23 protein-coding genes are annotated in these 20,611 nt (G+C 62.6%); 7 read left to right on the top strand and 16 right to left on the bottom strand.

All coding sequences use genetic code 11. The features are described 5' to 3' along the window. Position 1 precedes the first annotated feature (1 nt). The 11 genes from ccmI to FAY22_RS06780 all read right to left on the bottom strand — a co-directional run bounded on the left by ccmI (position 2) and on the right by FAY22_RS06780 (position 9,050). Positions 2–1,249, bottom strand: a complete 1,248-nt coding sequence (gene ccmI, locus FAY22_RS06830; RefSeq protein WP_146329520.1) for a c-type cytochrome biogenesis protein CcmI — start codon at positions 1,247–1,249, stop codon at positions 2–4. Then, a complete protein-coding gene (locus FAY22_RS06825) occupies positions 1,246–1,716 on the bottom strand; it encodes a cytochrome c-type biogenesis protein CcmH (protein ID WP_371417378.1) in 471 nt (156 codons plus the stop codon). Before FAY22_RS06825 ends, ccmI begins: the two co-directional genes overlap by 4 nt. Then, positions 1,709–2,236, bottom strand: coding sequence for a DsbE family thiol:disulfide interchange protein (locus FAY22_RS06820; protein ID WP_146329519.1), 528 nt, complete (start codon positions 2,234–2,236; stop codon positions 1,709–1,711). The genes FAY22_RS06825 and FAY22_RS06820 overlap by 8 nt, the downstream gene beginning before the upstream one ends. Positions 2,237–2,241: 5 nt before the next feature. Beyond that, positions 2,242–4,233: a heme lyase CcmF/NrfE family subunit gene (locus tag FAY22_RS06815; protein ID WP_146329518.1), complete on the bottom strand. Its 1,992-nt coding sequence runs from the start codon at positions 4,231–4,233 to the stop codon at positions 2,242–2,244. Beyond that, positions 4,230–4,691, bottom strand: coding sequence for a cytochrome c maturation protein CcmE (gene ccmE / locus FAY22_RS06810; protein ID WP_146329517.1), 462 nt, complete (start codon positions 4,689–4,691; stop codon positions 4,230–4,232). The genes FAY22_RS06815 and ccmE overlap by 4 nt, the downstream gene beginning before the upstream one ends. After that, positions 4,688–4,891 carry a heme exporter protein CcmD gene (gene ccmD / locus FAY22_RS06805; RefSeq protein ID WP_146329516.1) on the bottom strand — a complete coding sequence of 68 codons (204 nt, stop codon included), beginning with the start codon at positions 4,889–4,891 and terminating at the stop codon, positions 4,688–4,690. The genes ccmE and ccmD overlap by 4 nt, the downstream gene beginning before the upstream one ends. Further along, a complete protein-coding gene (locus FAY22_RS06800; protein ID WP_210411904.1) occupies positions 4,888–5,670 on the bottom strand; it encodes a heme ABC transporter permease in 783 nt (260 codons plus the stop codon). Before FAY22_RS06800 ends, ccmD begins: the two co-directional genes overlap by 4 nt. A gap of 252 nt (positions 5,671–5,922) precedes the next feature. Next, positions 5,923–6,591, bottom strand: coding sequence for a heme exporter protein CcmB (gene ccmB, locus FAY22_RS06795; protein WP_146329515.1), 669 nt, complete (start codon positions 6,589–6,591; stop codon positions 5,923–5,925). Next, positions 6,585–7,220, bottom strand: a complete 636-nt coding sequence (gene ccmA, locus FAY22_RS06790) for a cytochrome c biogenesis heme-transporting ATPase CcmA (protein WP_146329514.1) — start codon at positions 7,218–7,220, stop codon at positions 6,585–6,587. Before ccmA ends, ccmB begins: the two co-directional genes overlap by 7 nt. Positions 7,221–7,617: 397 nt before the next feature. Further along, entirely contained in the window at positions 7,618–8,295 is a 678-nt protein-coding gene (locus FAY22_RS06785; RefSeq protein WP_146329513.1) for a Crp/Fnr family transcriptional regulator, read from the bottom strand. A 269-nt stretch (positions 8,296–8,564) separates the two neighbouring features. After that, positions 8,565–9,050, bottom strand: coding sequence for a c(7)-type cytochrome triheme domain-containing protein (locus FAY22_RS06780; RefSeq protein ID WP_168204781.1), 486 nt, complete (start codon positions 9,048–9,050; stop codon positions 8,565–8,567). Between the two features lie 340 nt (positions 9,051–9,390). Here FAY22_RS06780 and FAY22_RS06775 point away from each other — a divergent pair, with 340 nt between their 5' ends. From FAY22_RS06775 to FAY22_RS06765, 3 genes are all read left to right on the top strand, one after another. Continuing rightward, positions 9,391–9,843: a hemerythrin domain-containing protein gene (locus tag FAY22_RS06775; RefSeq protein WP_146329511.1), complete on the top strand. Its 453-nt coding sequence runs from the start codon at positions 9,391–9,393 to the stop codon at positions 9,841–9,843. A 219-nt stretch (positions 9,844–10,062) separates the two neighbouring features. Continuing rightward, positions 10,063–11,469, top strand: coding sequence for a bifunctional enoyl-CoA hydratase/phosphate acetyltransferase (locus tag FAY22_RS06770; RefSeq protein ID WP_146329510.1), 1,407 nt, complete (start codon positions 10,063–10,065; stop codon positions 11,467–11,469). Then, the gene (locus tag FAY22_RS06765) at positions 11,466–12,662 is read left to right on the top strand and encodes an acetate/propionate family kinase (RefSeq protein ID WP_146329509.1); all 1,197 of its coding nucleotides are present in this window, start codon (positions 11,466–11,468) and stop codon (positions 12,660–12,662) included. The genes FAY22_RS06770 and FAY22_RS06765 overlap by 4 nt, the downstream gene beginning before the upstream one ends. Positions 12,663–12,788: 126 nt before the next feature. Here the strand turns inward: FAY22_RS06765 and FAY22_RS06760 are convergent, their stop codons facing one another. Beyond that, entirely contained in the window at positions 12,789–14,003 is a 1,215-nt protein-coding gene (locus FAY22_RS06760) for a polyhydroxyalkanoate depolymerase (RefSeq protein WP_146329508.1), read from the bottom strand. A gap of 368 nt (positions 14,004–14,371) precedes the next feature. On the opposite strand from FAY22_RS06760, the gene FAY22_RS06755 reads away from it, so the two are divergent. Further along, positions 14,372–15,106, top strand: coding sequence for a methyltransferase domain-containing protein (locus FAY22_RS06755; protein ID WP_146329507.1), 735 nt, complete (start codon positions 14,372–14,374; stop codon positions 15,104–15,106). Between the two features lie 58 nt (positions 15,107–15,164). Here FAY22_RS06755 and FAY22_RS06750 read toward each other — a convergent pair whose 3' ends face one another. From FAY22_RS06750 to FAY22_RS06740, 3 genes are read right to left on the bottom strand one after another with little or no spacing between them, the layout of a single operon-like run. Continuing rightward, complete coding sequence (locus FAY22_RS06750) at positions 15,165–16,205, bottom strand: CapA family protein (RefSeq protein WP_146329506.1); 1,041 nt, start codon at positions 16,203–16,205, stop codon at positions 15,165–15,167. A 49-nt stretch (positions 16,206–16,254) separates the two neighbouring features. After that, positions 16,255–16,704 carry a CBS domain-containing protein gene (locus FAY22_RS06745; RefSeq protein ID WP_146329505.1) on the bottom strand — a complete coding sequence of 150 codons (450 nt, stop codon included), beginning with the start codon at positions 16,702–16,704 and terminating at the stop codon, positions 16,255–16,257. A 22-nt stretch (positions 16,705–16,726) separates the two neighbouring features. After that, positions 16,727–17,191 carry a universal stress protein gene (locus tag FAY22_RS06740; protein ID WP_146329504.1) on the bottom strand — a complete coding sequence of 155 codons (465 nt, stop codon included), beginning with the start codon at positions 17,189–17,191 and terminating at the stop codon, positions 16,727–16,729. 265 nt (positions 17,192–17,456) lie between these two features. Between FAY22_RS06740 and FAY22_RS06735 the strand changes: the two genes are divergently transcribed. Next, entirely contained in the window at positions 17,457–17,903 is a 447-nt protein-coding gene (locus FAY22_RS06735) for a CBS domain-containing protein (RefSeq protein WP_146329503.1), read from the top strand. 55 nt (positions 17,904–17,958) lie between these two features. Here FAY22_RS06735 and FAY22_RS06730 read toward each other — a convergent pair whose 3' ends face one another. Continuing rightward, entirely contained in the window at positions 17,959–18,309 is a 351-nt protein-coding gene (locus FAY22_RS06730; RefSeq protein ID WP_146329502.1) for a hypothetical protein, read from the bottom strand. A gap of 140 nt (positions 18,310–18,449) precedes the next feature. Here FAY22_RS06730 and FAY22_RS06725 point away from each other — a divergent pair, with 140 nt between their 5' ends. Both FAY22_RS06725 and FAY22_RS06720 read left to right on the top strand, forming a co-directional pair. After that, a complete protein-coding gene (locus FAY22_RS06725) occupies positions 18,450–19,835 on the top strand; it encodes a nodulation protein NfeD (RefSeq protein WP_146329501.1) in 1,386 nt (461 codons plus the stop codon). Then, complete coding sequence (locus tag FAY22_RS06720; protein WP_146329500.1) at positions 19,832–20,602, top strand: slipin family protein; 771 nt, start codon at positions 19,832–19,834, stop codon at positions 20,600–20,602. Before FAY22_RS06725 ends, FAY22_RS06720 begins: the two co-directional genes overlap by 4 nt. Positions 20,603–20,611 lie beyond the last annotated feature (9 nt).

The following is a 20,611-nucleotide window of genomic DNA, read 5'->3' as shown; positions in this document are numbered from 1 at the left end:
ACTATCCGTTTCGCTTGTTGATCCGGATCTTCAGATTCTTCGTCCCCGGCTGCACGGGCTCGATCGCGCCTTCCAGATCACCCGCGCTCGGCGTCGCGTTGCCTGTCTTGGAAATACGTGCGCTGACGACCACCATCGGAAAGTTGGACAACTTCGCATCCGGCGTCATGCTCATGCTGTCATCCAGCACGAAGGCCGCCGGCAAGTCCTTGACCTGCTTGCGCAGCACGGCCAGCGGAAAGCGAGGTCCTTGCGCGGCGCGCGCGAAGATGAACACGGTATCGGAATCCGATGCCTGGGCACGCAAGGCCGGGTCGAGTTCGACCACGCCTTCCAGCGTCGCACCGCCGGCAGCTACCGCCTTGGCCGAAGGCTCGGCCTTAGCCGGCGCCGGAGTAATTCCCATCAGCCCCTGCGCTTCACTGATGCTGCCGGAAATCGAACGTCCGATGTCGGACTCGGCCGGCACCAGCGCCAGGATCTTCTGCCAGCGCGTCACGGCGGCCGCATAGTCGCGCCGCTCGAACGCGGCGCTGCCCGACAAGGCGAGCGCCTTGACATTGTTCGGCTCAATGGACAGCGCCCGCTCGATCAGCTTCTCCGGCTCGCCCTGCAGGCTCTTGTTGCTCGCCATCGCCAGCACGTCGGCATAATCGGCGAACAGGTTGGCGTCATTCGGCACCAGCGTCACCAGATGCCCGAACGCCTTGCTCGCCTCGTCGAAGCGGCCCAGCGCGTTGTAGGAGCGCGCCAGCATGTTCCAGCCGTCGACGTTGTCCGGCTCGTTCTTGAGGCGTTCCGCCAGGCGCGCCACCATGCCTTCGATCTGTTGCGGCGTAAGCTCGTGCGAATTCTCACTGGAAGCAGCGACCGTCTGCGCGGGATCAAGCCCGGCGGGCGTGCCGAGATACATGTAAAGCGAAATCGCCAGCGCCGGCAATGCGACGGCAACGACCCATGGCGTCCAACGCTTTTCCGTACCAGTGCGCGTCGGGACGGCTTGCGGCTGCACTTCCTCGGCGACGCGGCGCTCCAGTTCGCGGCGTGCGCTTTCATACGCATGCTGTTCGATCGCACCGTCGGCCAGATCCGCCTCCAGCTCGCGCAGCTGGTCGCGCAGCACGCTCAGGTTCAGTTCTCCGCGCGGCACCTCGCCCACTTCATCCGGCCGCTTGCGCAGCAAAGGCCGCAACACGAACAGCAAGGCCGTTGCAATCAATAACGCCGCGCCAATCAAAAATCCGGTCATGCTTTATCCTTCGTATCGTTGGCGGCGTCGAGCAATGCCGCCGCGCGCTGCAAATCTTCTTCCGGCAGGTCTTCCGCCGCGTTGCGCCGTTTCATCAGCTTCACCGCGAGCACCGCGATGCCGCCAACCAGCAGCAGGAACGGCCCGAACCACAGCAGCCAGGTGGTGGCCTTGACCGGCGGCCGGTACAGCACGAAGTCGCCATAGCGCTCCACCATGTAGTCGACCACTTGTTTGTCCGACATGCCGGCCGCCAGCTTTTCGCGCACCTGGTTCTTCAGGTCGATCGCCAACTCGGCATGCGAGTCGGCCAGAGTCTGGTTCTGGCACACCAGGCAGCGCAATTCCTCGGACAGGGACAGGACGCGCTTTTCCAGCTCGGGGTTGGCCGCTGCCGGCGGCGCCTCGCGCGCCAGTGCGCCGGACGCCCCCAATGCGAGCAGCAAACAGATCATCCACTTACGCACGGTTCAACTCCTTAATCAGAGGCAGCAGTTTTTCGCTGATGGCTTCCGGCGTGATCGGGCCGGTGTACTTCATGCGGATAACACCCTTCTTGTCGATCACGAAGGTTTCCGGCACGCCGTACACGCCGTAGTCGATGCCGACGCGGCCATCGGCATCGAAGGCCGAGGTCATGTACGGATCGCCGAACTCGCCCAGCCACGCCATGCCCTCGCCCCGCTTGTCCTTGTAGTTCAGGCCGACGATAGGCACTGCACCGGTCTTGGAGAAATGCATCAGCACCGGATGCTCCTGACGGCACGACACGCACCACGACGCCCAGACGTTGAGCAGCCAGACCTTGCCCAGCATGTCCTGGTTGGAGATGGTCTTGTCGGGATCGCCTAACTGCGACAACTTGAAGGCGGGCGCCGGCTTGCCGATGAACGGCGACGGGATTTCACGCGGATTCAGATGCAGCCCGATGTACAGAAAGCCGAGCAGTGCGGCGAATACGCCGAGTGGAAGCAGAAATCTCTTCATGATGCTTACGCAGTAACGTTGGCAGGATTGATCGGGGCCGCAGCCGTGGCCTGCTGGCGCTTGCGCGCCTGCACACGGTAGCGGCGATCAGAGGCGGCGAGCAGACCGCCGAATGCCATGATCAGGCAACCGGCCCAGATCCAGGACACGAAGGGCTTGTGCTGCACCCGAACCACCCAGGCACCGTCATTGGTGGATTCGCCCAGCGACACGTAAAGGTCGCGCGTGAAGCCGCGGTCGATTGCTGCTTCCGTCATCGGCATCTGCTGCACGGTGTACATGCGCTTTTCCGGCTCCATGGTCGCGATCTTGCTGCCATCCTTCGTGACTTCGAATGTCGCCTTGGCGGCGATGTAGTTCGGGCCCGTGTATTCCTGCAGGTCCGTGAAGCGGAAGGTGTAACCGCCAGCGCTGGTGGTATCGCCCACCCGCATGCTGACGTCCTTGGCGATGTCCAGGCCCTTGACCAGCGTGACGCCGACCACGAACACGCCGATGCCGGCGTGCGCGATGATCATCGCCCAGTAGCTAAGCGGAAGACTGGAAATTCGTTTGAAGATGGAAGTGCCGGCCGGCGCATGGCGCAGGCGCTGCAACAGGTGCGACGCAGTCGCCAGCAGGATCCAGACCGCAAAGATCAGGCCAGCGGTCGCCAGCATCGAGGTCGACGCAGCAAGCGCCGCACCGCCGCCGATGATCAGCGTAGCCAGCGCGACCCAGCGCAGGCGCAATGCCACGTCACCGACCGATGCTTCCTTCCAGCGTACGAACGGGCCGACCGCGAGCAGCACCAGGACCGGGATAATCAGCGGCACGAACACCGCTTCGAAGTACGGCGGGCCGACCGAAATCTTGCCGAGGTTGAGCGCGTCCAGGAACAGCGGATACAGCGTGCCGAGCAAAACGGTGCCTGCCGCCACCAGCAGCAGGACGTTATTCACCAGCAGCATCGATTCGCGCGAAACCAGCGCAAAGCGCCCGCCCAGGCCGACCTTCGGCGCGCGCCATGCATACAGCGTGAGCGAGCCGCCGATCACGACAGCGAGGAACACCAGGATGAACAGGCCGCGGCGCGGATCGGTGGCAAACGCGTGCACCGACGTCAGCACGCCGGAACGCACCAGGAAGGTCCCCAGCAGCGACAGCGAGAACGCGATGATCGCCAGCAGCACGGTCCAGTTCTTGAAGCTGCCGCGCTTTTCAGTGACCGCCAGCGAATGCATCAGCGCGGTGCCGACCAGCCACGGCATGAAGGAAGCGTTTTCCACCGCATCCCAGAACCACCAGCCGCCCCAGCCGAGCTCGTAATACGCCCAGAAGCTGCCCATGAAAATACCGAGCGTTAGGAACATCCATGCCACCGCGGTCCACGGACGCGACCAGCGCGCCCAGGCAGCGTCAAGCTGTCCGCCCATCAGCGCCGCGATCGCAAACGCGAACGCGACCGAGAAGCCAACGTAGCCCATGTACAGGAGCGGCGGATGGATGATCATGCCGAAGTCCTGCAACAGCGGGTTGAGGTCGCGACCATCCGGCGCGCCGGGCAGCATGCGCTCGAACGGATTGGAGGTGAACAGCAGGAAGCACAGGAAGCCCACGCTGATCAATCCCATCACACCCAGCACGCGCGCCACTGTTTCGTCAGACAGCTGCTTCGACAACGCCGCGACCGCGAAGGTCCACAGCGCCAGCATCTCGGCCCACAGCAGCAGCGAGCCTTCATGGCCGCCCCAGCTACCCGCGATGCGGTAATACACCGGCAGCTTCGAGTTCGAATTGGAGGCGACGTAGGTCAGCGAGAAGTCATTGTTGATGAACGAGTACAGCAGGCACCCGAACGCGATCGACACGAACAGGAATTGCCCGGCCGCGGCCGGACGCGCCACGTCCATCCAGCGCCGGTTGCCGTTGAAAGTGCCGGCGATCGGCAGGATGCCCTGCGCCAGTGCCAGGCACAGCGCGAGCATCACGGAAAAGTTACCCAGTTCTGGAATCATTTGCCATCCTTTGCCATTGCACCACCCGCCTTCGCTTCGTTGCCCTTCTTGAGCGCGTAGGCGGCTTCCGGCGGCATGTAGTTTTCGTCATGCTTGGCCAGAACTTCTTCGGCGACGAACACGCCGTCGTCGCCGAGCTTGCCCTGCGCGACCACGCCCTTGCCCTCCTTGAACAGGTCGGGCAGGATGCCGCGGTAGACAACGCGCAGCTGCTGCGCGTTGTCGGTCACGCCGAAGGCGACGGTAACGCCGTCCGGCTGGCGCTTCAGGCTGCCGTTCTCGACCATGCCGCCGACCCGGAAGCTGCGGCCGCGCGGCGCCTCGCCCGCGGCGATCTGCGTCGGCGTGAAGAAGAACACCAGGTTCTTCTGGAACGCGGACAGCACCAGCCATGCCGCGACGCCGAGCGTGGCCAGGCCGGCTGCAATCAGCGCCATGCGCTTATGCCTGGTTTTCATTTCAATCCCTCCCCATCCTTGCGCCCATGGCGGGCGTTGTTGCGCACCCAGCGGCGCAGTTGTTGCAGCGTACTCTTGCGCCGCATCTGCAGCATGAGCACTTCCGCGCCCAGCATTCCAAACATCACGAGGAACGAACCCCACACGTACAGCGCGTAGCCGCCCATCGCGAAAAAATCGCTCCAGCTATTCCAAATCATGCGTTTTTCTCCGCGTATTCCTTGACCCAATCCGTATGACGCTCGCGCTCGAGCATGATGCAGCGTACCCGGGACAACACCACCGCGATGGTGTACGCCCACATGGCAAGCGCCAGTACCAGCATCCCGATCAGCATGATGGCCGCCATGCTCGGCGCCTTGGTCATGTTGATGGACGAGCCCTGGTGCAGGGTGTTCCACCACTGCACCGAGTAATAGATGATCGGCACGTTGACCACGCCGACCAGGGCCAGCACAGCGCCGGCCTTGTCCGCGCGACGCGGATCGTCGATCGACGCCTGCAGCGCCATGAAGCCGATATAAAGGAACAGCAGGATCAGTTCCGACGTCAGGCGCGCGTCCCACACCCACCACGCGCCCCAGGTCGGACGGCCCCACAATGCACCGGTCCACAGTGCGAGGAAGGTAAACAAGGCACCTGTCGGCGCCAGTGCACTAGCCATCATCGACGACACGCGGGTATTCCAGGCCAGGCCGATGCCGGCCCAGCAAGCCATCACGATATAGATGAACATCGACATCCACGCTGCCGGCACATGCAGGAAGATGATGCGGTAAGCATCGCCCTGCTGGAAATCGGTCGGCGCGACAAAGAACCCGAGATACACGCCGACGATGGTGAGCACGAAGGCAATGCCGGCGAACCAGGGAATCAGTTTTCCCGCCAATGGGAAAAACGTTTGCGGCGACGCATATTTGAACCAGTGGATCCTGGTGGTTGACGGCTCGCCGGAAAAGGTTTGATTGGTGGTAGACACTACTGCTGCACTCCGATGGTTGATAGTCGCGGTACGCGAGCTTGGGTTGCGGCGGAAAACTTCGCTTCTCGAATTCGAGAATCTACCCGTTTTAGACCAAGCTGCCTATGCCCGGATTCTTGGCTTTCCTGCAAGAATTAAACGATTTTCGCCCTTCTTCTTGCCCTACAACGATACTCAACTGAAACTTCCTTCCTTAAAGCAATCGCTGTGCCACTACAGGAAGAATGCGATCCGGCCGCCTTTGCCCACTCATTCGAGCGAGATGCGCAGCGCGGCGGCCGTAGCCCATGGCGCCAGCGCCGCCGCGCCGGCCAGCGCACCGCCGAGCAGCAGCAAGTGCGCGGAGGCGCCTACACCGGAGGCCTCGGCGCCGACCGCGCCGGCACCGAAGATCAGTACCGGGATATACAACGGCAACACCAGCAGCGACACCAGCACGCCGCCGCCACGCACGCCCAGGGTCAGCGCCGCGCCGATTGCCCCGATCAGGCTTAGCACCGGCGTGCCGATCAACAGGCTCAGGAACAGCACGCCGATCGATTCGGCCGGCAAGTCGAATTGCACCGCAAGCAGCGGCGCCAGCAGCACCAGCGGCACTCCCGACACCAACCAATGAGCGATCACCTTGCCGATGACGATGACGGTCAACGGCTCGGCCGACAACAACATCTGCTCCAGCGTGCCGTCGGCGTAGTCGAGAGCGAACAAGCGCCCCAGCGCCAGCATCGATGCCAGCAGTGCACCGACCCACAGGATGCCGGGCGCCATAGAGCGCAGCAGCGACGGCTCCGCCCCCACGCCGAGCGGGAAGAGCGTGGCGACGATGACAAAGAAGAACAAGGTAGTCAGCACATCCGAACGACGCCGGAACGCCAGCAACAGGTCACGCCGGACCACGCAAAACAGCGCCTTCAGCATGACGCCCCCCGATTCATGTCGAGCGTGAGCGCGCGCCGCGCCGACAGCGCGATTTCCTGGTGCGTGGTATAGATGACCATCCCGCCGCGCTCCAGATGGGCATTGAGCGTACCGCACAAGGTTTCCACCGCGCTGACGTCCAGTGCCGTGAACGGCTCGTCGAGTATCCACAAGGGCGCGGCGATGCCGAGCGACAGGCGCGCCAGCGCCACTCGCTTGCGCTGCCCCTGCGACAAGGCGCGCGTAGGCAACTCCGCCGCCCGCCCCAGGCCAAGATGCTCCAGGGCATCGAGCGCGTCGTCGCGGCTGACCGTTTTACCTGACAATGTCGAGGCCACCACCAGGTTTTCCCAGGCCAGCAGATCGTCCTTCACGCCGTTGGCATGGCCGAGATAAATCAGCTTGCTGCAAAACTCTTCGCGCAGCTTGCGGATGTCACGCCCGTTCCAGCGCACTTCGCCATGCGCCGGTGCCGACAGACCGGCCAGCATGCGCAGCAGGCTGGTCTTTCCGCTGCCGTTGGTGCCGGCGATGCGCATGGCGTCGCCCGGGCTCAGTTCGAAGCTGATGCCGTCAAACAACTCCAGATCGCCGCGAATACAGGTAAGTTGGTGTGCCTGCAAAGTCATGCGCCCGCCTTCCGAAAAAAACAGCAGGAGCGGATGAGCAATGTGTCGCCGGGCAAAACGCAGTCGGTTGACGCCATACGATGCTTGAATTCGAAATGGTATAGAAATGGTATAAAAAAGGGGCCGCCCATCCCAGCCTCGCGCCGATGCGCAAGTTACGCCTGGGCTGGAGCGGCCCGCAAGAGATGGATCACCGCCATCTCACATGAGGCGGAAGAGAAGACGCACACATGCTTTCCTCAAAGCAAGCAACTAGCGTGCCACACTCTTACAGACAGTGAGATTGCGGAAAAATTACGGGCCGCATGCGGCCCGTAATTGCTTAGCACCAGAAATGGAGCCGGATTTTACCTGTTTCCAACCGGGTGGCGGGGAATCCCGCCAACGGGAAGGATTTTCAATTGGAAAGTAGCGCCCCCAGCTTCTCGAAATCGAGAATTTTTATTTTCCGTCCCGAAACCGAGATCACCCCTTCGGAGGAAAAGTCATGCAGCAGGCGCGACAGGGTTTCCGGCGTCAGGCTCAGGCGCGAGGCGACCAGCGTCTTGCTGGCGATAAGTTCGATGTTTTCCGCGCTCTGGTACTGGCTCTGGCGCAGCAGGTAGCCAGCCAGGCGTTGCTTGGCGCTTTGCAGCGAATAGCTTTCGATGTCGCGCGTGAGGGTATAGAGCTGGCGCCCCACGCACACCATCAACTCCTGCGCAAATGCGAAATTATCCTTGGCGACATCAAGTACCTTTTCGCGCGAGGTATGCAGCAACATCGAATCGGCGGTGGTCTTGACGAATGCCAGATGAGTGCGGTCGAGCAGCATTTCGCATAGGCCGAAGCACTTGTTCTGCCCCAGGATGGCAAGCGTTTTTTCGCTGCCGTCCTTGCGGTCGAAGCCGATCTTCACTTGCCCATACACCAGCACGTACACGCCTTTCGGCGCATCGCCCTGATTGATGATCGAGGTGTTGGACGCCGCCCGGATCGGATGCGTCCCCACGCTGATCTCGCTGAGCTGCTCGTCGTCGAGCATCCTGAATAAGGAGGTGTTCGAAAGAATGCGTTTGATGTTCGGCGTGTGCATGATGTCTTCTCGCGACGAGGCTCTCTCTTTTGTATCCAAACCGTGTCCTGACAAAATGACAGCACCGGTATAACAGTTCCTCGCGGTAAGCGAAAACCGGGCCAGCTCGCGCCGCCCGGTCAGTTTTCTAGGCCAGCGAGGACTTATCCAAAATCAATATGGGCGTAGAGTATCGCCCCGAATTTCAAAAATTAATGATCTAGATCAACCCTTCCCTAGTCGCCTTGGAATCACCCGCTCTATGGTCTGAAAAGGGCCGACGGGCGGCTTTACCACCAAGCTTTGACGTTGCCATGTGGAACGCTATGGCAGCGCTCGCAGGAAAAATGGGTAATGAACGCTACCCGACCATGACAGGCCCCGCAGTATTCGCCACGGAAAATCTTGTCCATGCTGATCGGGTTGGCCCCTGCCTTCGGCACGAAAATCTTGTCGTGGCAGTTACTGCAGGCGAGCCATTGGGTATGCGAGTTGTGCGGAAATTTTACGTAGGGCATCTCCTTCGTATTCTTCAGGATGATGTCCAGGTCCAGCACCTCCGGCGCCTTTGTTCCGCTCAAGTCAGCGCGCGGATTAATGGCACCGCTGCGCAGGGCTTTCATCCAGTCGATCGCGCCCCGTTTATCCAGAGGAAGGCCGGAACGCGCCTCTTCCGCCTGCTGCAGCTTGTGGCGGTCGGGATTGTTGGCATCATAAAAACGGTCCGCATCCGTTCCCGGCTCCGGAGCCGTGGGCGATGGCAGGGATTGCGGCACCTGCCGCGCCGGCACCACTTCCGCCGGCCGGAACTGGGAGTACGCCCCGAACGGCAAGGCCGCCAGGAGGCAGACGCACAGGAGCAGGAAAAAGCGGCGGAACGGAAGCATCGGAAAAATCGGCCAATCAAATCGGCGTCAGACTACAGCGACGCCCCTCCGCCCCACATTGATTCAAGTCAATCACCGCTGGAATGACGACCTCGTCGCGCCTTGCCGCAATACGGCCAGATGCCCTTTTCATATCCTGCATCAAAGATGTCGCGCCGGCGCAGCGATATAAGTAGAGGTCGTCACCCACCCGGCGCGGCGGGGACGCCCAGACTTGACGGGAGCGGCCATGGGTACCATCTGCGACTATCTTGTACACGACCATCAGCGTTGCGACGAACTGTTTGCGCATGTGGAAACCAACGTGGCATTGAAGGAATGGCGGCGCGCGGAAGAAAACTTCCGATTGTTCTCCGGCGCCCTCGACCGCCATATCTGGATGGAAGAAGGCATCCTGTTTCCCACTTTTGAAAAAACGATTCGCGGTTCAGGAATGCCTCTTGGAATGCTGCGTGTCGAGCACCAACGCATCCGTGCGATCGTTAATCGCATCTGCGACGCCCTATGTCGTTCCGATCCGGTCGATTTCATGCTGCATACCGAAACCTTTGCGCTATTGATGCAGCAACACAGCGTAAAGGAAGAAGACATGCTGTACCCGCTGCTTGACCGGATTTTGGGTTCCCACACGACCGAAATCGTGTGCGCCATGCGCGAAAAAGTCGAATCGACGATCCAGTAATCCGGATTTCGCTGCAAATCCCCTGCCGCCCCCAAGCGCCGACCCTTCTGTTGCGACAATGCGTTGCGGCGGCCTTGTATGGCTTGAATTACACTTATGTAATGATGCAGTGCGGCATGCTACTTGCTTAGTGGCATTGTCCGCCGGCCTCGTGCCGCTAACCACGTGGGCACGCTGCAAGAACGGCGAGCAAGACCCATTCACATCCTTTGGATTGTCATGAACGATATCGCTGCAACCACTATTGAAAACATCACATACGACGAGCTGAGCATTGGCCAGTCTGCGCGCCAGGTGCGCACCCTGACGCTGGCCGATATCCAGGCATTCGCCGCCTTGTCCGGCGATCTCAATCCCACCCACGTCGACGTCGAATACGCGCTCCACTCGCTGTTCCATGGCGTCGTCGGCCACGGCATGTGGGGCGGCATCCTCATCTCGGGCCTGCTCGGCACCGTCTTTCCGGGGCCAGGCACGGTTTACGCCGACCAGAGCCTGCACTTCGCGCGCCCGATCCGTACCGGCGACACGCTGACCGTGATCGCCACCGTCATCGCCAAGGATGACAGCACCAAGCGCGTCACGCTCGACTGCAAGGTGATCAACCAGGCCGGCGACGAAGTGCTGTCCGGCACCGCCGTCGTGCTCGCACCTACCCAGAAAGTGCGCCGCCAGGCGATGCACCTGCCGCAGCTGCGCATGTTCGATCCGCAGGAGCGGCTGGACGCACTGCTGGCTACCGTGGCCCACCTGGAGCCGGTGCGCTGCGCGGTGGTCCACGCCTGCGATCCGGAGTCGCTGCGCGGCGCATTGAATGCCGGACAACGCGGCCTGATCGTGCCGGTGCTAGTCGGCCCGGAAGCCAAGCTGCGGGCCACCGCCGAGCAAGCCGGCCTCGACCTGACGGGCATCGAAATCGTCGCAGTGCCGCACAGCGCCGCCGCCGCCGAACGCGCCGTCGAGCTGGCCGCCGCCGGCGATGTCGAAGCGCTCATGAAAGGCAGCCTGCACACCGACGAACTGATGCACGCCGTCGTGACCTGCCGCCCCCTGCGCACCAAGCGCCGCCTGTCGCACGTGTTCCGCTTCGACGTACCGACCTACGACAAGCCGCTGCTGATTACCGACGCCGCGCTGAACATCCGCCCCACGCTGGAAGAAAAAGCCGACATCATCCAGAACGCAATCAATCTCGCGCATGCGCTCGGTACCGAAAAGCCGAACGTGGCGATCCTGTCGGCGGTTGAGACCGTGAACGTGAAGATGCAGTCCACGCTCGATGCGGCCGCGCTGTGCAAGATGGCCGATCGCGGCCAGATCCGCGGCGGCGTGCTGGACGGCCCGCTCGCCTTCGACAACGCGATCTCGATGGAAGCGGTACGCATCAAGGGCATCGAATCGACGGTGGCCGGCAACGCCGACATCCTCGCGGTGCCGGACCTGGAGTCGGGCAACATGCTCGCCAAGCAGCTCGAATACCTGGCCGGCGGAGCCGGCTGCGGCATCGTGCTCGGCGCGCGCGTGCCGATCGCCCTGACCAGCCGCGCCGACGGCGCCAACGCGCGCGTGGCGTCGGCCGCGCTGGCACTGCTGCTGGCACATCAAAACCGCAAGGTGCAGCCATGAGCGCCGCTCCGAACGCCATCCTGGCGGTGAATGCGGGGTCCTCCTCGCTCAAGTTCGCGCTCTATCCGCACTACGGCGTCGAGATCGAGGCTGCACGCCTGTCCGGCAATATCGAAGGACTGGAGCCCGGCGGCGCACCGACCATCAAAATGACCGGCCCGGACGGCAGCTTCAGCGAGCCGATCGCCGTCGCCGGCGAGGCGATGTTCGAACAGGCGCTGGTAGCGCTGGAAAAGGTGCTGGAGCGCCATACCGGCGGCGTGAACATCAGCGCCATCGCGCACCGCATCGTGCATGGCGGCGACCGCTTGTCCGAGTCGGTGCTGCTTGACGGCGACACGCTCGCCTACCTCGCCACGCTGTCGCGGCTGGCGCCGCTGCATCAGCCGCACAACCTGGCCGGCGTGCAGGCATTTCGCCGCATCTTCCCCGACCTGCCGCAGGTCGGGTGTTTCGACACCGCGTTCCATGCCACGCTTCCGGTCAACGAACAGATGTTCGCGCTGCCCATGAAGCTGCGCGAGGAAGGCATCCGGCGTTACGGCTTCCACGGACTGTCCTATCGCTATGTCACGAACTGCCTGCTGGAGCGCTCGCCGCGCGCCGCCGGAAAGACCATTGTCGCCCACCTCGGCAACGGTGCCAGCGCCTGCGCCATCGCGGGCGGCAAGAGCGTGGCGACCACCATGGGCTTTTCCGCGCTGGACGGCCTGATGATGGGCACGCGCAGCGGCGCGCTCGATCCGGGCGTGGTCCTGCACCTGCTGCGCAAAGGCTGGAACGTGCAGCAGCTGGAACGCACGCTGTACAAGGAATCCGGCCTGCGCGGCGTGTCGGGAGTCTCGGCCGACATGCGCACGCTGCATGCGAGCGACGAGCCGCAAGCCGCGCTGGCGATCGATCTCTTCATCCATCGCCTGATACGTGAATGCGGCTCGCTCACCGCCGCCCTCGGCGGTCTGGACGTAATCGCCTTCACCGGCGGAATCGGCGAGCATGACGTCGAAGTTCGCCAGCGCGTCTGCGAGGCGCTCTCCTATCTCGGCGTGCGCATCGACGAGCAGGCCAATCGCGCGGCGACCGGCGATTCGATCGCCACCATCCACACCTGCGCCAGCAGCGCGGAAATATGGGTGGTACCGACCGACGAAGGACGCGTCGCAGCGCAGGATGCGGCGCGCCTGATCAGCTGAGGTTTCGCGTCTGTCAACCACGGAATGGCTTGCAAGCCATTCCGGCGGCAGCGCGAAGCGTGCTTCGCAACCTAGTCTTCCCCTCTCTCGCGGCAGAGGGAATACCTTTCTCCTATACCGTATCGCTTACCGATCGTGCGCCCGGATGAATGCCGTCACCTCCGGGCAGATTTGCTCACGCCAGCGGTGTCCGGAGAAAATACCGTAATGGCCGCATTCCGGCGCATCGTAGTGATGCCTTTTCCCGTCGGGGATCGAGGTGCATAAATCGTGGGCCGCCCGGGTCTGCCCGATGCCGCAGATATCGTCCTGCCCGCCTTCCACCGTCATCAGCGCAACGTCGCGGATATCCTGCGGCCGCACCCGTTTTCCCGCGACGTCCCAGATACCATTGGGCAGCGCGAACTCCTGGAACACGGTCTTGATGGTTTCCAGGTAAAACTCGGCAGTCATGTCGAGCACGGCGTTGTACTCGTCGTAGAACTTCAGGTGCGCGTCGGCCGGATGCCCGTGGGAACGGTCCTCGTAGAAGTCGAGATAGCTCTGCATGTGCTTTTCCGGGTGCATTGCGATGAAGCCGGCATGCTGCAGGAAGCCCGGATACACCCTGCGCCCGGCGCCCGGATAATTGCACGGCACCACGTCGATCACGGTGCTTTCAAACCAGCTATACGGCTTTTCGGTCGCCACCCGGTTCACTTCGGTGGGCGAAATGCGCCCGTCGATCGGCCCGCCCATCAGGATCATCGAACGCGGCAGCACATCCGCCGCGCTCGCCAATAGCGACACCGCACCCAAGACCGGGACGGTCGGTTGGCAGATCGCCATGACGTGCACCTGCGGTCCCAGAAGCCGGATGAAATCCTGCACGTAGTGCACATAGTCGTGCAGATGAAACAGGCCGTCCGACAGCGGCACCATGCGCGCGTCAAGCCAATCCGTGACGTATACGTCGTGTTCGCACAGCAGCGCACGCACCGTGTCGCGCAGCAGTGTCGCGTGATGCCCGGACAGCGGCGCGACCAGCAACACCGTCGGCTGGCGGCCGACGTCAGTCTGCTTTTCGAAATGCAGGAGACGGCAGAACGGCTTGCTGCTGACAACGGATTCCCTGATGTTGACCTCGCGTTCGCCAACGATCACGGAATCAATGCCGAAGCTTGGCTTGTTATAGTCCTTGCCGATGCGGTAAAGCAGCTCGCATCCCGCCGCGACGTTCTGTGAAAACGGCGTATAGGCAAGAGGGGAAACGGAACTGCTGAACAGATGGGCCGCCGCCTCCGCCCATTGCGTCAGTGGGCTTAGCGCGACATGTTGAAGTTCATGGATTTGGTACAGCATCTGATTCCCTTGAATGAATTCCTGATTCGGTTGCAAGGCTTCTCGCTCTTGCCCGGAATGCCGCCAGCTCTCGGCGGCATTCCAATCATTCTGGAATGCAACATCCGTACCATTTATTGTAGAACGGAATTAATTTACTCCAAGCGAGGCACCAGCAAGGGAAGACACCCTGTACAAGGGTCCAAACACGCGGCCGCTTTCCTGAAGTTGCCATATAGATTTCCCAGAATCGGGAGTGCGACAGTCTCCGGCAACGGCAGCCAGCTTCCTTGTGCTTTCACAAACCCGCCTGCGTCGCTTGGGCCGAATAATATGCGGCTGCCCTCTGCACTTCGCTGCCTGTTCCCTTCCCGCTTCAGGAGAATCAATTGAAAAACACCGTCAATGCGGATTACGGCGCCGTTTCCGGCGGCGGATTGATCGAGCGGTTGCTGTCGTCCCAGCGCCGCCGTCTGGTCGACGCATTCACGACGTTCCGTCAGGGCGATGACGACACCGTTTTGAACGTCAGGCTGATGCCGACGCCATTGTCCGACAGCACGAACGTCCTCGAACAGTGGGGCGCATCGCAGGATATGCTGCGCATAACGTCCTGCGAAATCGCGCCGCCGAACTATCCAGCCCGCCCCCGCGCCAAGGGGCACCGGCGCGACGCGGACGGCCTGCCGCTGCCTTTTGCGGACGGAGAGTTCGACTGGGTATTCTGCAATGAAGTGATCGAACGGGTAGGCGGTTTCGAGCGCCAGTATGCGCTGCTGAAGGAACTGGCGCGCGTGGCGCGGCGCGGGGTGTTCGTCACCGCCGCCAACCGCAGGCATCCGCTGGAGTTCAATTCGGGCCTGCCGCTGCTGCACTGGCTGCCCGAGCGATGGTGGCGCCGCTCGCTCAAGCTGCTCGGAAAGAGCGACCGAGCCTCCGAACCGGAGCTACACCTGCTCGATGGCCCCGCACTTTACAAGCTTGCCAGCTTGTTGCCAGGAAAACCGAACCACGATGTGGGCCACAAGCGCGTGTTCGGCATCAAGGCGCATTTCTTCCTGATGATAGAAAAGACGCCCCCCAACGAAACAGCAGCGAAGAAATCCGGCTCGGCGCCGAGCTGATCAAGGAAACCCGTATTTCCGTCGACCGGGCTGTGACGCCCCCGCCCGGCTGCGCGCATCACGATCGGGAATGGGAGGCGCCCTCATTTACTCCCTCGATCAGTATCCTGCCGTCGCTCTGCCGCACCGGCGTCCCGAATTCCGCGCACAGTGCAGTGACCTGATCGGCAATGTATCGTTCGCTATCCCCGGTGGCAAGACGCGCCTGGCAACGTGCGATCAGCACGGGATACAGGGCAATGCGGTGCAATGCTCTCTTCTCCAGTTCCAGTTCGAACAGCAATTGATGGTCGTTCCTGAACGCGGGATCGACATGGTAATCGTCAACCAGGTCGCCGGCCGCATACAGGATCGGGCAGCCGCGATAGAGTTCGACTCCGTGAAATACATGGGCGCTGTGGCCGAACAGAATTTTCCAACCCATATCGATGGCAGCGTGAGCGATACGGCGAAATCGCGCCGTCGGCCGCCTTACCATGTTCGGTCCCCAGTGCAGGGACAGGATGGGCCAGTCGACCGCGGCGCGCAGCAGCGGCGCGAGTGACTCCCGCAGCACGCGCAGCGCTGCAGCTTCGTCATCGAGATCGAGATAGGCGATGCCGGGCCGGCCGTCATACGCTGCAAAATCCGGCTGGTGGTCGCAAAAGGCAGCCATGCCGAACCGAGTTCCGCCGCAGTCGACAATCGCGGCCGAACGCGCCTGTGCCAAGTCCGGGCCAGCCCCGGCCAGCGCAATGCCAAGCTCGCCCAGGAGCCGCAGCGTGTCGCGCAGCCCCTGTTCGCCGTAATCGAGCACATGATTGTTGGCCAGGCTGACCAGCCCGATGCCGGCATCGGACAACACCACGGCGGCCAGCGGCGGCGCGCCGAAATAATAGGCCTTGGGCAAGCCCGGCCATCGCTCCAGCGATGCCGTGAGCGCGCATTCGAGATTGACGATGGCAAGGTCCGACGCACGCATAAGCGGCGCGATCGGTCCCAGCGGATAGCCAGGGCCGTAGCGCAGGATGCTTTCCTTCACATTTCGCCCCAGCATGACATCGCCGCCAAACATCACCCGGACGGGACGTACCTGCCTGGCGCTTGCCTCCTGTTTCATTGCCGCCCGCCTGATCGCCGGCTTTCCATGCGCTCGCCGGCCAAGCGCCTCACCTTCTGAGCCGGCCCTCGCGTATCGGTTGCTCCGTGATGGCAGCCGTCATCATCGACAGTTCGACCGCCAGCAGCCGGACGATGTCATCGGCGGTGACGATGCCATACAACGCGCCATCGGCGGTTACCACCGGCAGGCGGCGGATCTTGTTGTTGCGCATCAGGCGCAGGGTTTCGACGAAACCGTCGTCCTTCTGCACCGACACCACCGGAGAACTCATCAGGTCGCCCGCAGTAAATACTTCCGTATCAACCTGCAGCGCAACCGTTTCGATCACGATGTCGCGGTCGGTGACGATCCCGACCGGAATCCGCTTGTCATCCTGAAACTCTACGACGACGACGTCGCCGACATGATGCTTGCGCATCAGTTCCGCCACCTGAGGGATGGAGGCATCGGCGTCACAGCAGACGACGCCGATGTTGCAGCATTCCATGATTGGCATGGCAACTCTCCTCGGAACCATCTTACGTTCTGCCGTCCGCAGCCGGCTTGTGCACCAGGACCGGCACCTTGCTGTGCACCAGCACCCTGATCGTTTCGCTTCCCAGCAATTGCGCCGCATCGCCCTTCCAGCCGTGCGAAGCCATGATGATGAGGTCGCAGCCGCTGCGTTCGGCGGTGTCGACGATGCCCAGGTAGGGTTCCGGCGCCCGCACCAGCTTGCAGGTGCACGGCACTTCTTCGGCCAGCGCACTGTTGGACACGAAAGACAGGTATTCATCCGCAAATTTTTCGAACAGCGCCGCCCTGCGTTCGGCGTAATGCGGATCGTGGTGCAGCCATGCTTCCAGCTGGTTCTGGCGCGGCACGGTGACGACATAGACGCCGATCACGGTCGCGCCGATATTCTTTGCAAGGAGCACGCCGCTGGCGACAGCCTGTTCCGACAGCTCGGAACCGTCGGTCGGCAAAAGAATGTGCTTGTACATGATGCGCCCGAATCGTTTCGCATGACAGGCGATTCAGATTAGGCGCGATCACCGCACAGGCTTTGAGATGAGTCAATCCATGCCGCCATGCCGGGCGCGATGACCGCGCGCGGGAGTGCTCTTTACAATCGGCGGTAACTCTTACCGCGTTGCCCGGCGCGGGCGTGGTCCCTCTCCCGGCTGCCAAGGAGTTTGGCACGCCGATTGCTGCTCCTGCGGGTTCGCCAGTCCGAACAACCTCTATCCAAACGAAAGGAGAATCATCATGCGAGTAGCTGAAGCGATGACACGCGACGTGCGCATTGCCAACCCCGACGAGAGTATTGTCGAGGCGGCAAAAATGATGGCCGATTGCGATTGCGGCGTGCTGCCGGTGGGCGAGAACGACCGGCTGGTGGGCATGATTACCGATCGAGACATCGTCGTGCGCGCGCTGGCCCAAGGCAAAACCGGCGATACCCGGATCCGGGATGTCATGAGCTCGGATGTGAAATATTGTCTTGAGGAAGACGATGTGGATGACGTCGCGCGCAACATGAGCGACCTGCAGATCCGGCGCCTGCCCGTCCTCGACAAGAACAAGCGCCTGACCGGTATCGTGTCGCTCGGCGACATCGCCTCGAGCGACCAGGCGCAGTCGGCAGCACAGGCGCTGCATGGCATCTCGGAGCAGTCGACGCAACATTCCAGCAGCGGCCACAAGCTGCATTAAGGCCATCGCACCGGATTTCCCCGTTCCGCCGGGGGAGTCCGGTCCGGCTAATGCACTAGTGCACCAGGCGCCGATCCAGCTTTTGCAGCAGCGTCTTCCGGTTCTTGTGCTTCACCTCGTAGGCGCGGATCTTCCTGATTTCGGCGTTCGACAAGCCGTCCAGCCGGGCTTCGACCTGGCCGATCGTCAGTGTCTGGTAATCCTCCAGCGGCAAGCCGCGGTCGGGCGATCTTCCCTGCCTGTCCTTCTCCCGTTCGGCCCGCGTTTCTCCATACTGCGAGCGCTGCTTGTTGACAATGCGGGCGGCGACTTCTTCCTCCCGCCCCCGATAGCGTCCTTCCTTTTTGAAACGCTGTTCCAGTTCCTTGAATTCTCCCTCCCGCTTCGGGCTGGCTCCCGCTGGCATGGCATTCCTCCTGTTCAATCCGTTGCAACAGACGTTCAAGCAGCATTTTCCGTGCCGCCGGGTTCCATATCTGATATGTCGCAACAGTGCACGCTTCCGGACGATGACAATGTGTTCACGCATCGGAAAGGCGCATACAGATGATCCGCTTCTTCCTCCTTCATGGCGTGTTCGCGACGCTGCTGTCTGCGTGTTGGCCGGCGGCGTCGGCCCCCGCTGCGCCTGTCGTGGCGCCGGTGGCGGCGCTGACGTCGGAAGGCGCGATCGGGCCGGCTGCCGCCGACTACATCAGCCGCGGGCTGGCCCATGCCGCGCGCGACGGCGCCCAGCTCGTGATCCTCAGGATCGACACGCCCGGCGGGCTCGATACCTCGATGCGGACCATCATCAAGGCGATCCTGGGCTCGCCCGTGCCGGTAGCCACCTATGTCGCCCCGAGCGGCGCGCGCGCCGCCAGCGCCGGAACCTATATCCTGTACGCCAGCCATATCGCCGCCATGGCGCCCGGCACCAACCTCGGCGCCGCCACGCCAGTCCGGCTCGGCGGCGGCCCGGAGCCGGAAGAGCCGCAAGGCGGACCTGCGCCATCCGGGCCTGACAAGAAAGCGGACAAGCCGCCGGCTCAGGCCATGACGCGCAAGCAAGTCAACGATGCCGCAGCCTATATCCGCGGCCTGGCACAACTGCGCGGGCGCAACATGGAATGGGCGGAGCAGGCGGTGCGCGAAGCGGTCAGCCTGTCGGCGCAGGATGCACTGCGCCTGCATGTGGTCGATTATGTGGCAACCGACCCGCGCGATCTGATGCGCCAGGCGCATGGACGCAAGTTCGCCCTGCCGGACCGAACCGTCACGCTCGACACGGCGCAGGCACCGCTCATCGACTATCTCCCCGACTGGCGCGTCAGGCTGCTGGCGGCGATCACCGATCCCAGCCTTGCGCTGGTCCTGATGACGATCGGCATCTATGGATTGATTTTCGAGTTCATGAACCCGGGCATCGGCGTGCCCGGGGTGCTTGGCGCAATCTGCCTGTTGGTGGCGTTGTACGGGCTGCAGCTGTTACCGGTGAATTATGCGGGCCTGGCGCTGATCCTGCTCGGCATCGGCTTCATGGTCGCGGAAGCCTTCCTGCCCACCTTCGGCTCGCTCGGTATCGGCGGCGTTGCGGCCTTCATCGTCGGCGCCCTGATCCTGATCGACACCGACGTGCCGGGATTCGGCATCCCGCTCGCCCTGATCGCGGCCGTTGCGGTAATGAGCGCCGCGCTGATCGCCGCGCTGGCAGGCGTGGCCCTGAAAACCCGCCGGCGCGCGGTGGTAAGCGGCGCGGCGACATTGATCGGCGCCGAAGGCGAAGTCGTCGCCGTCGCGCCCGGCGGTGGGTGGGCACGCGTCGGCGGCGAACTCTGGCGCGTCACCTGCCCGGAAACCTTGCGGCGCGGGCAAACGGTACGCGTGGCGGCGCGTGACGGTCTGGTGCTGCGTGTCGCGTCGCGCGGCGAATTTCAAGGAGGACGGCAATGATATTCGGATTCGGCTTCAGCACGATCCTGGTGCTGGTCATCGTGTTTCTGGTCGCATCGATCCGCATCCTGCGCGAGTACGAGCGCGGCGTGCTGTTCCAGCTAGGGCGCTTCTGGAGCGTCAAGGGACCTGGGCTGGTGATCGTCATCCCGGCCATCCAGCAGATGGTGCGGGTGGACCTGCGCACCGTGGTGCTGGACGTGCCAACCCAGGACGTGATCTCGCGCGACAACGTATCGGTGAAGGTCAATGCCGTCGTCTACTTCCGCGTGGTCGATCCGGAAAAGGCGATCATCCAGGTTGAGAACTTCTTCGAGGCCACCAGCCAGCTGGCGCAGACGACCTTGCGCGCCGTGCTCGGCAAGCACGAGCTGGACGACATGCTGGCCGAACGCGAGCGCCTGAACCTCGACATCCAGCAGGTGCTCGACTCGGCCACTGACGCCTGGGGCATCAAGGTCGCCAATGTCGAAATCAAGCACGTCGACCTGAACGAATCGATGGTGCGCGCCATCGCGCGGCAGGCTGAGGCTGAACGCGAGCGGCGCGCCAAGGTGATCCACGCCGAGGGGGAACTGCAGGCTTCGGAAAAGCTGCAGCAGGCGGCCCATGTGTTGGCGCAGCAGCCCGGCGCGATGCAGTTGCGCTACATGCAGACGCTGTCCACGATCGCCGGCGACAAGTCGTCCACCATCGTTTTTCCGCTGCCGCTGGAACTTTTATCCAACCTGGCGGACCTGAAGAATGACAGGACTTCACCCAAGTAAATTTCCGAA

The organism is Noviherbaspirillum sp. UKPF54, assembly GCF_007874125.1.
Taxonomy (GTDB): Bacteria; Pseudomonadota; Gammaproteobacteria; order Burkholderiales; family Burkholderiaceae_D; genus Noviherbaspirillum.
The sequence above is the reverse complement of the archived record's forward strand: the minus strand, read 5'-3'. Positions and strand labels throughout refer to the sequence as shown.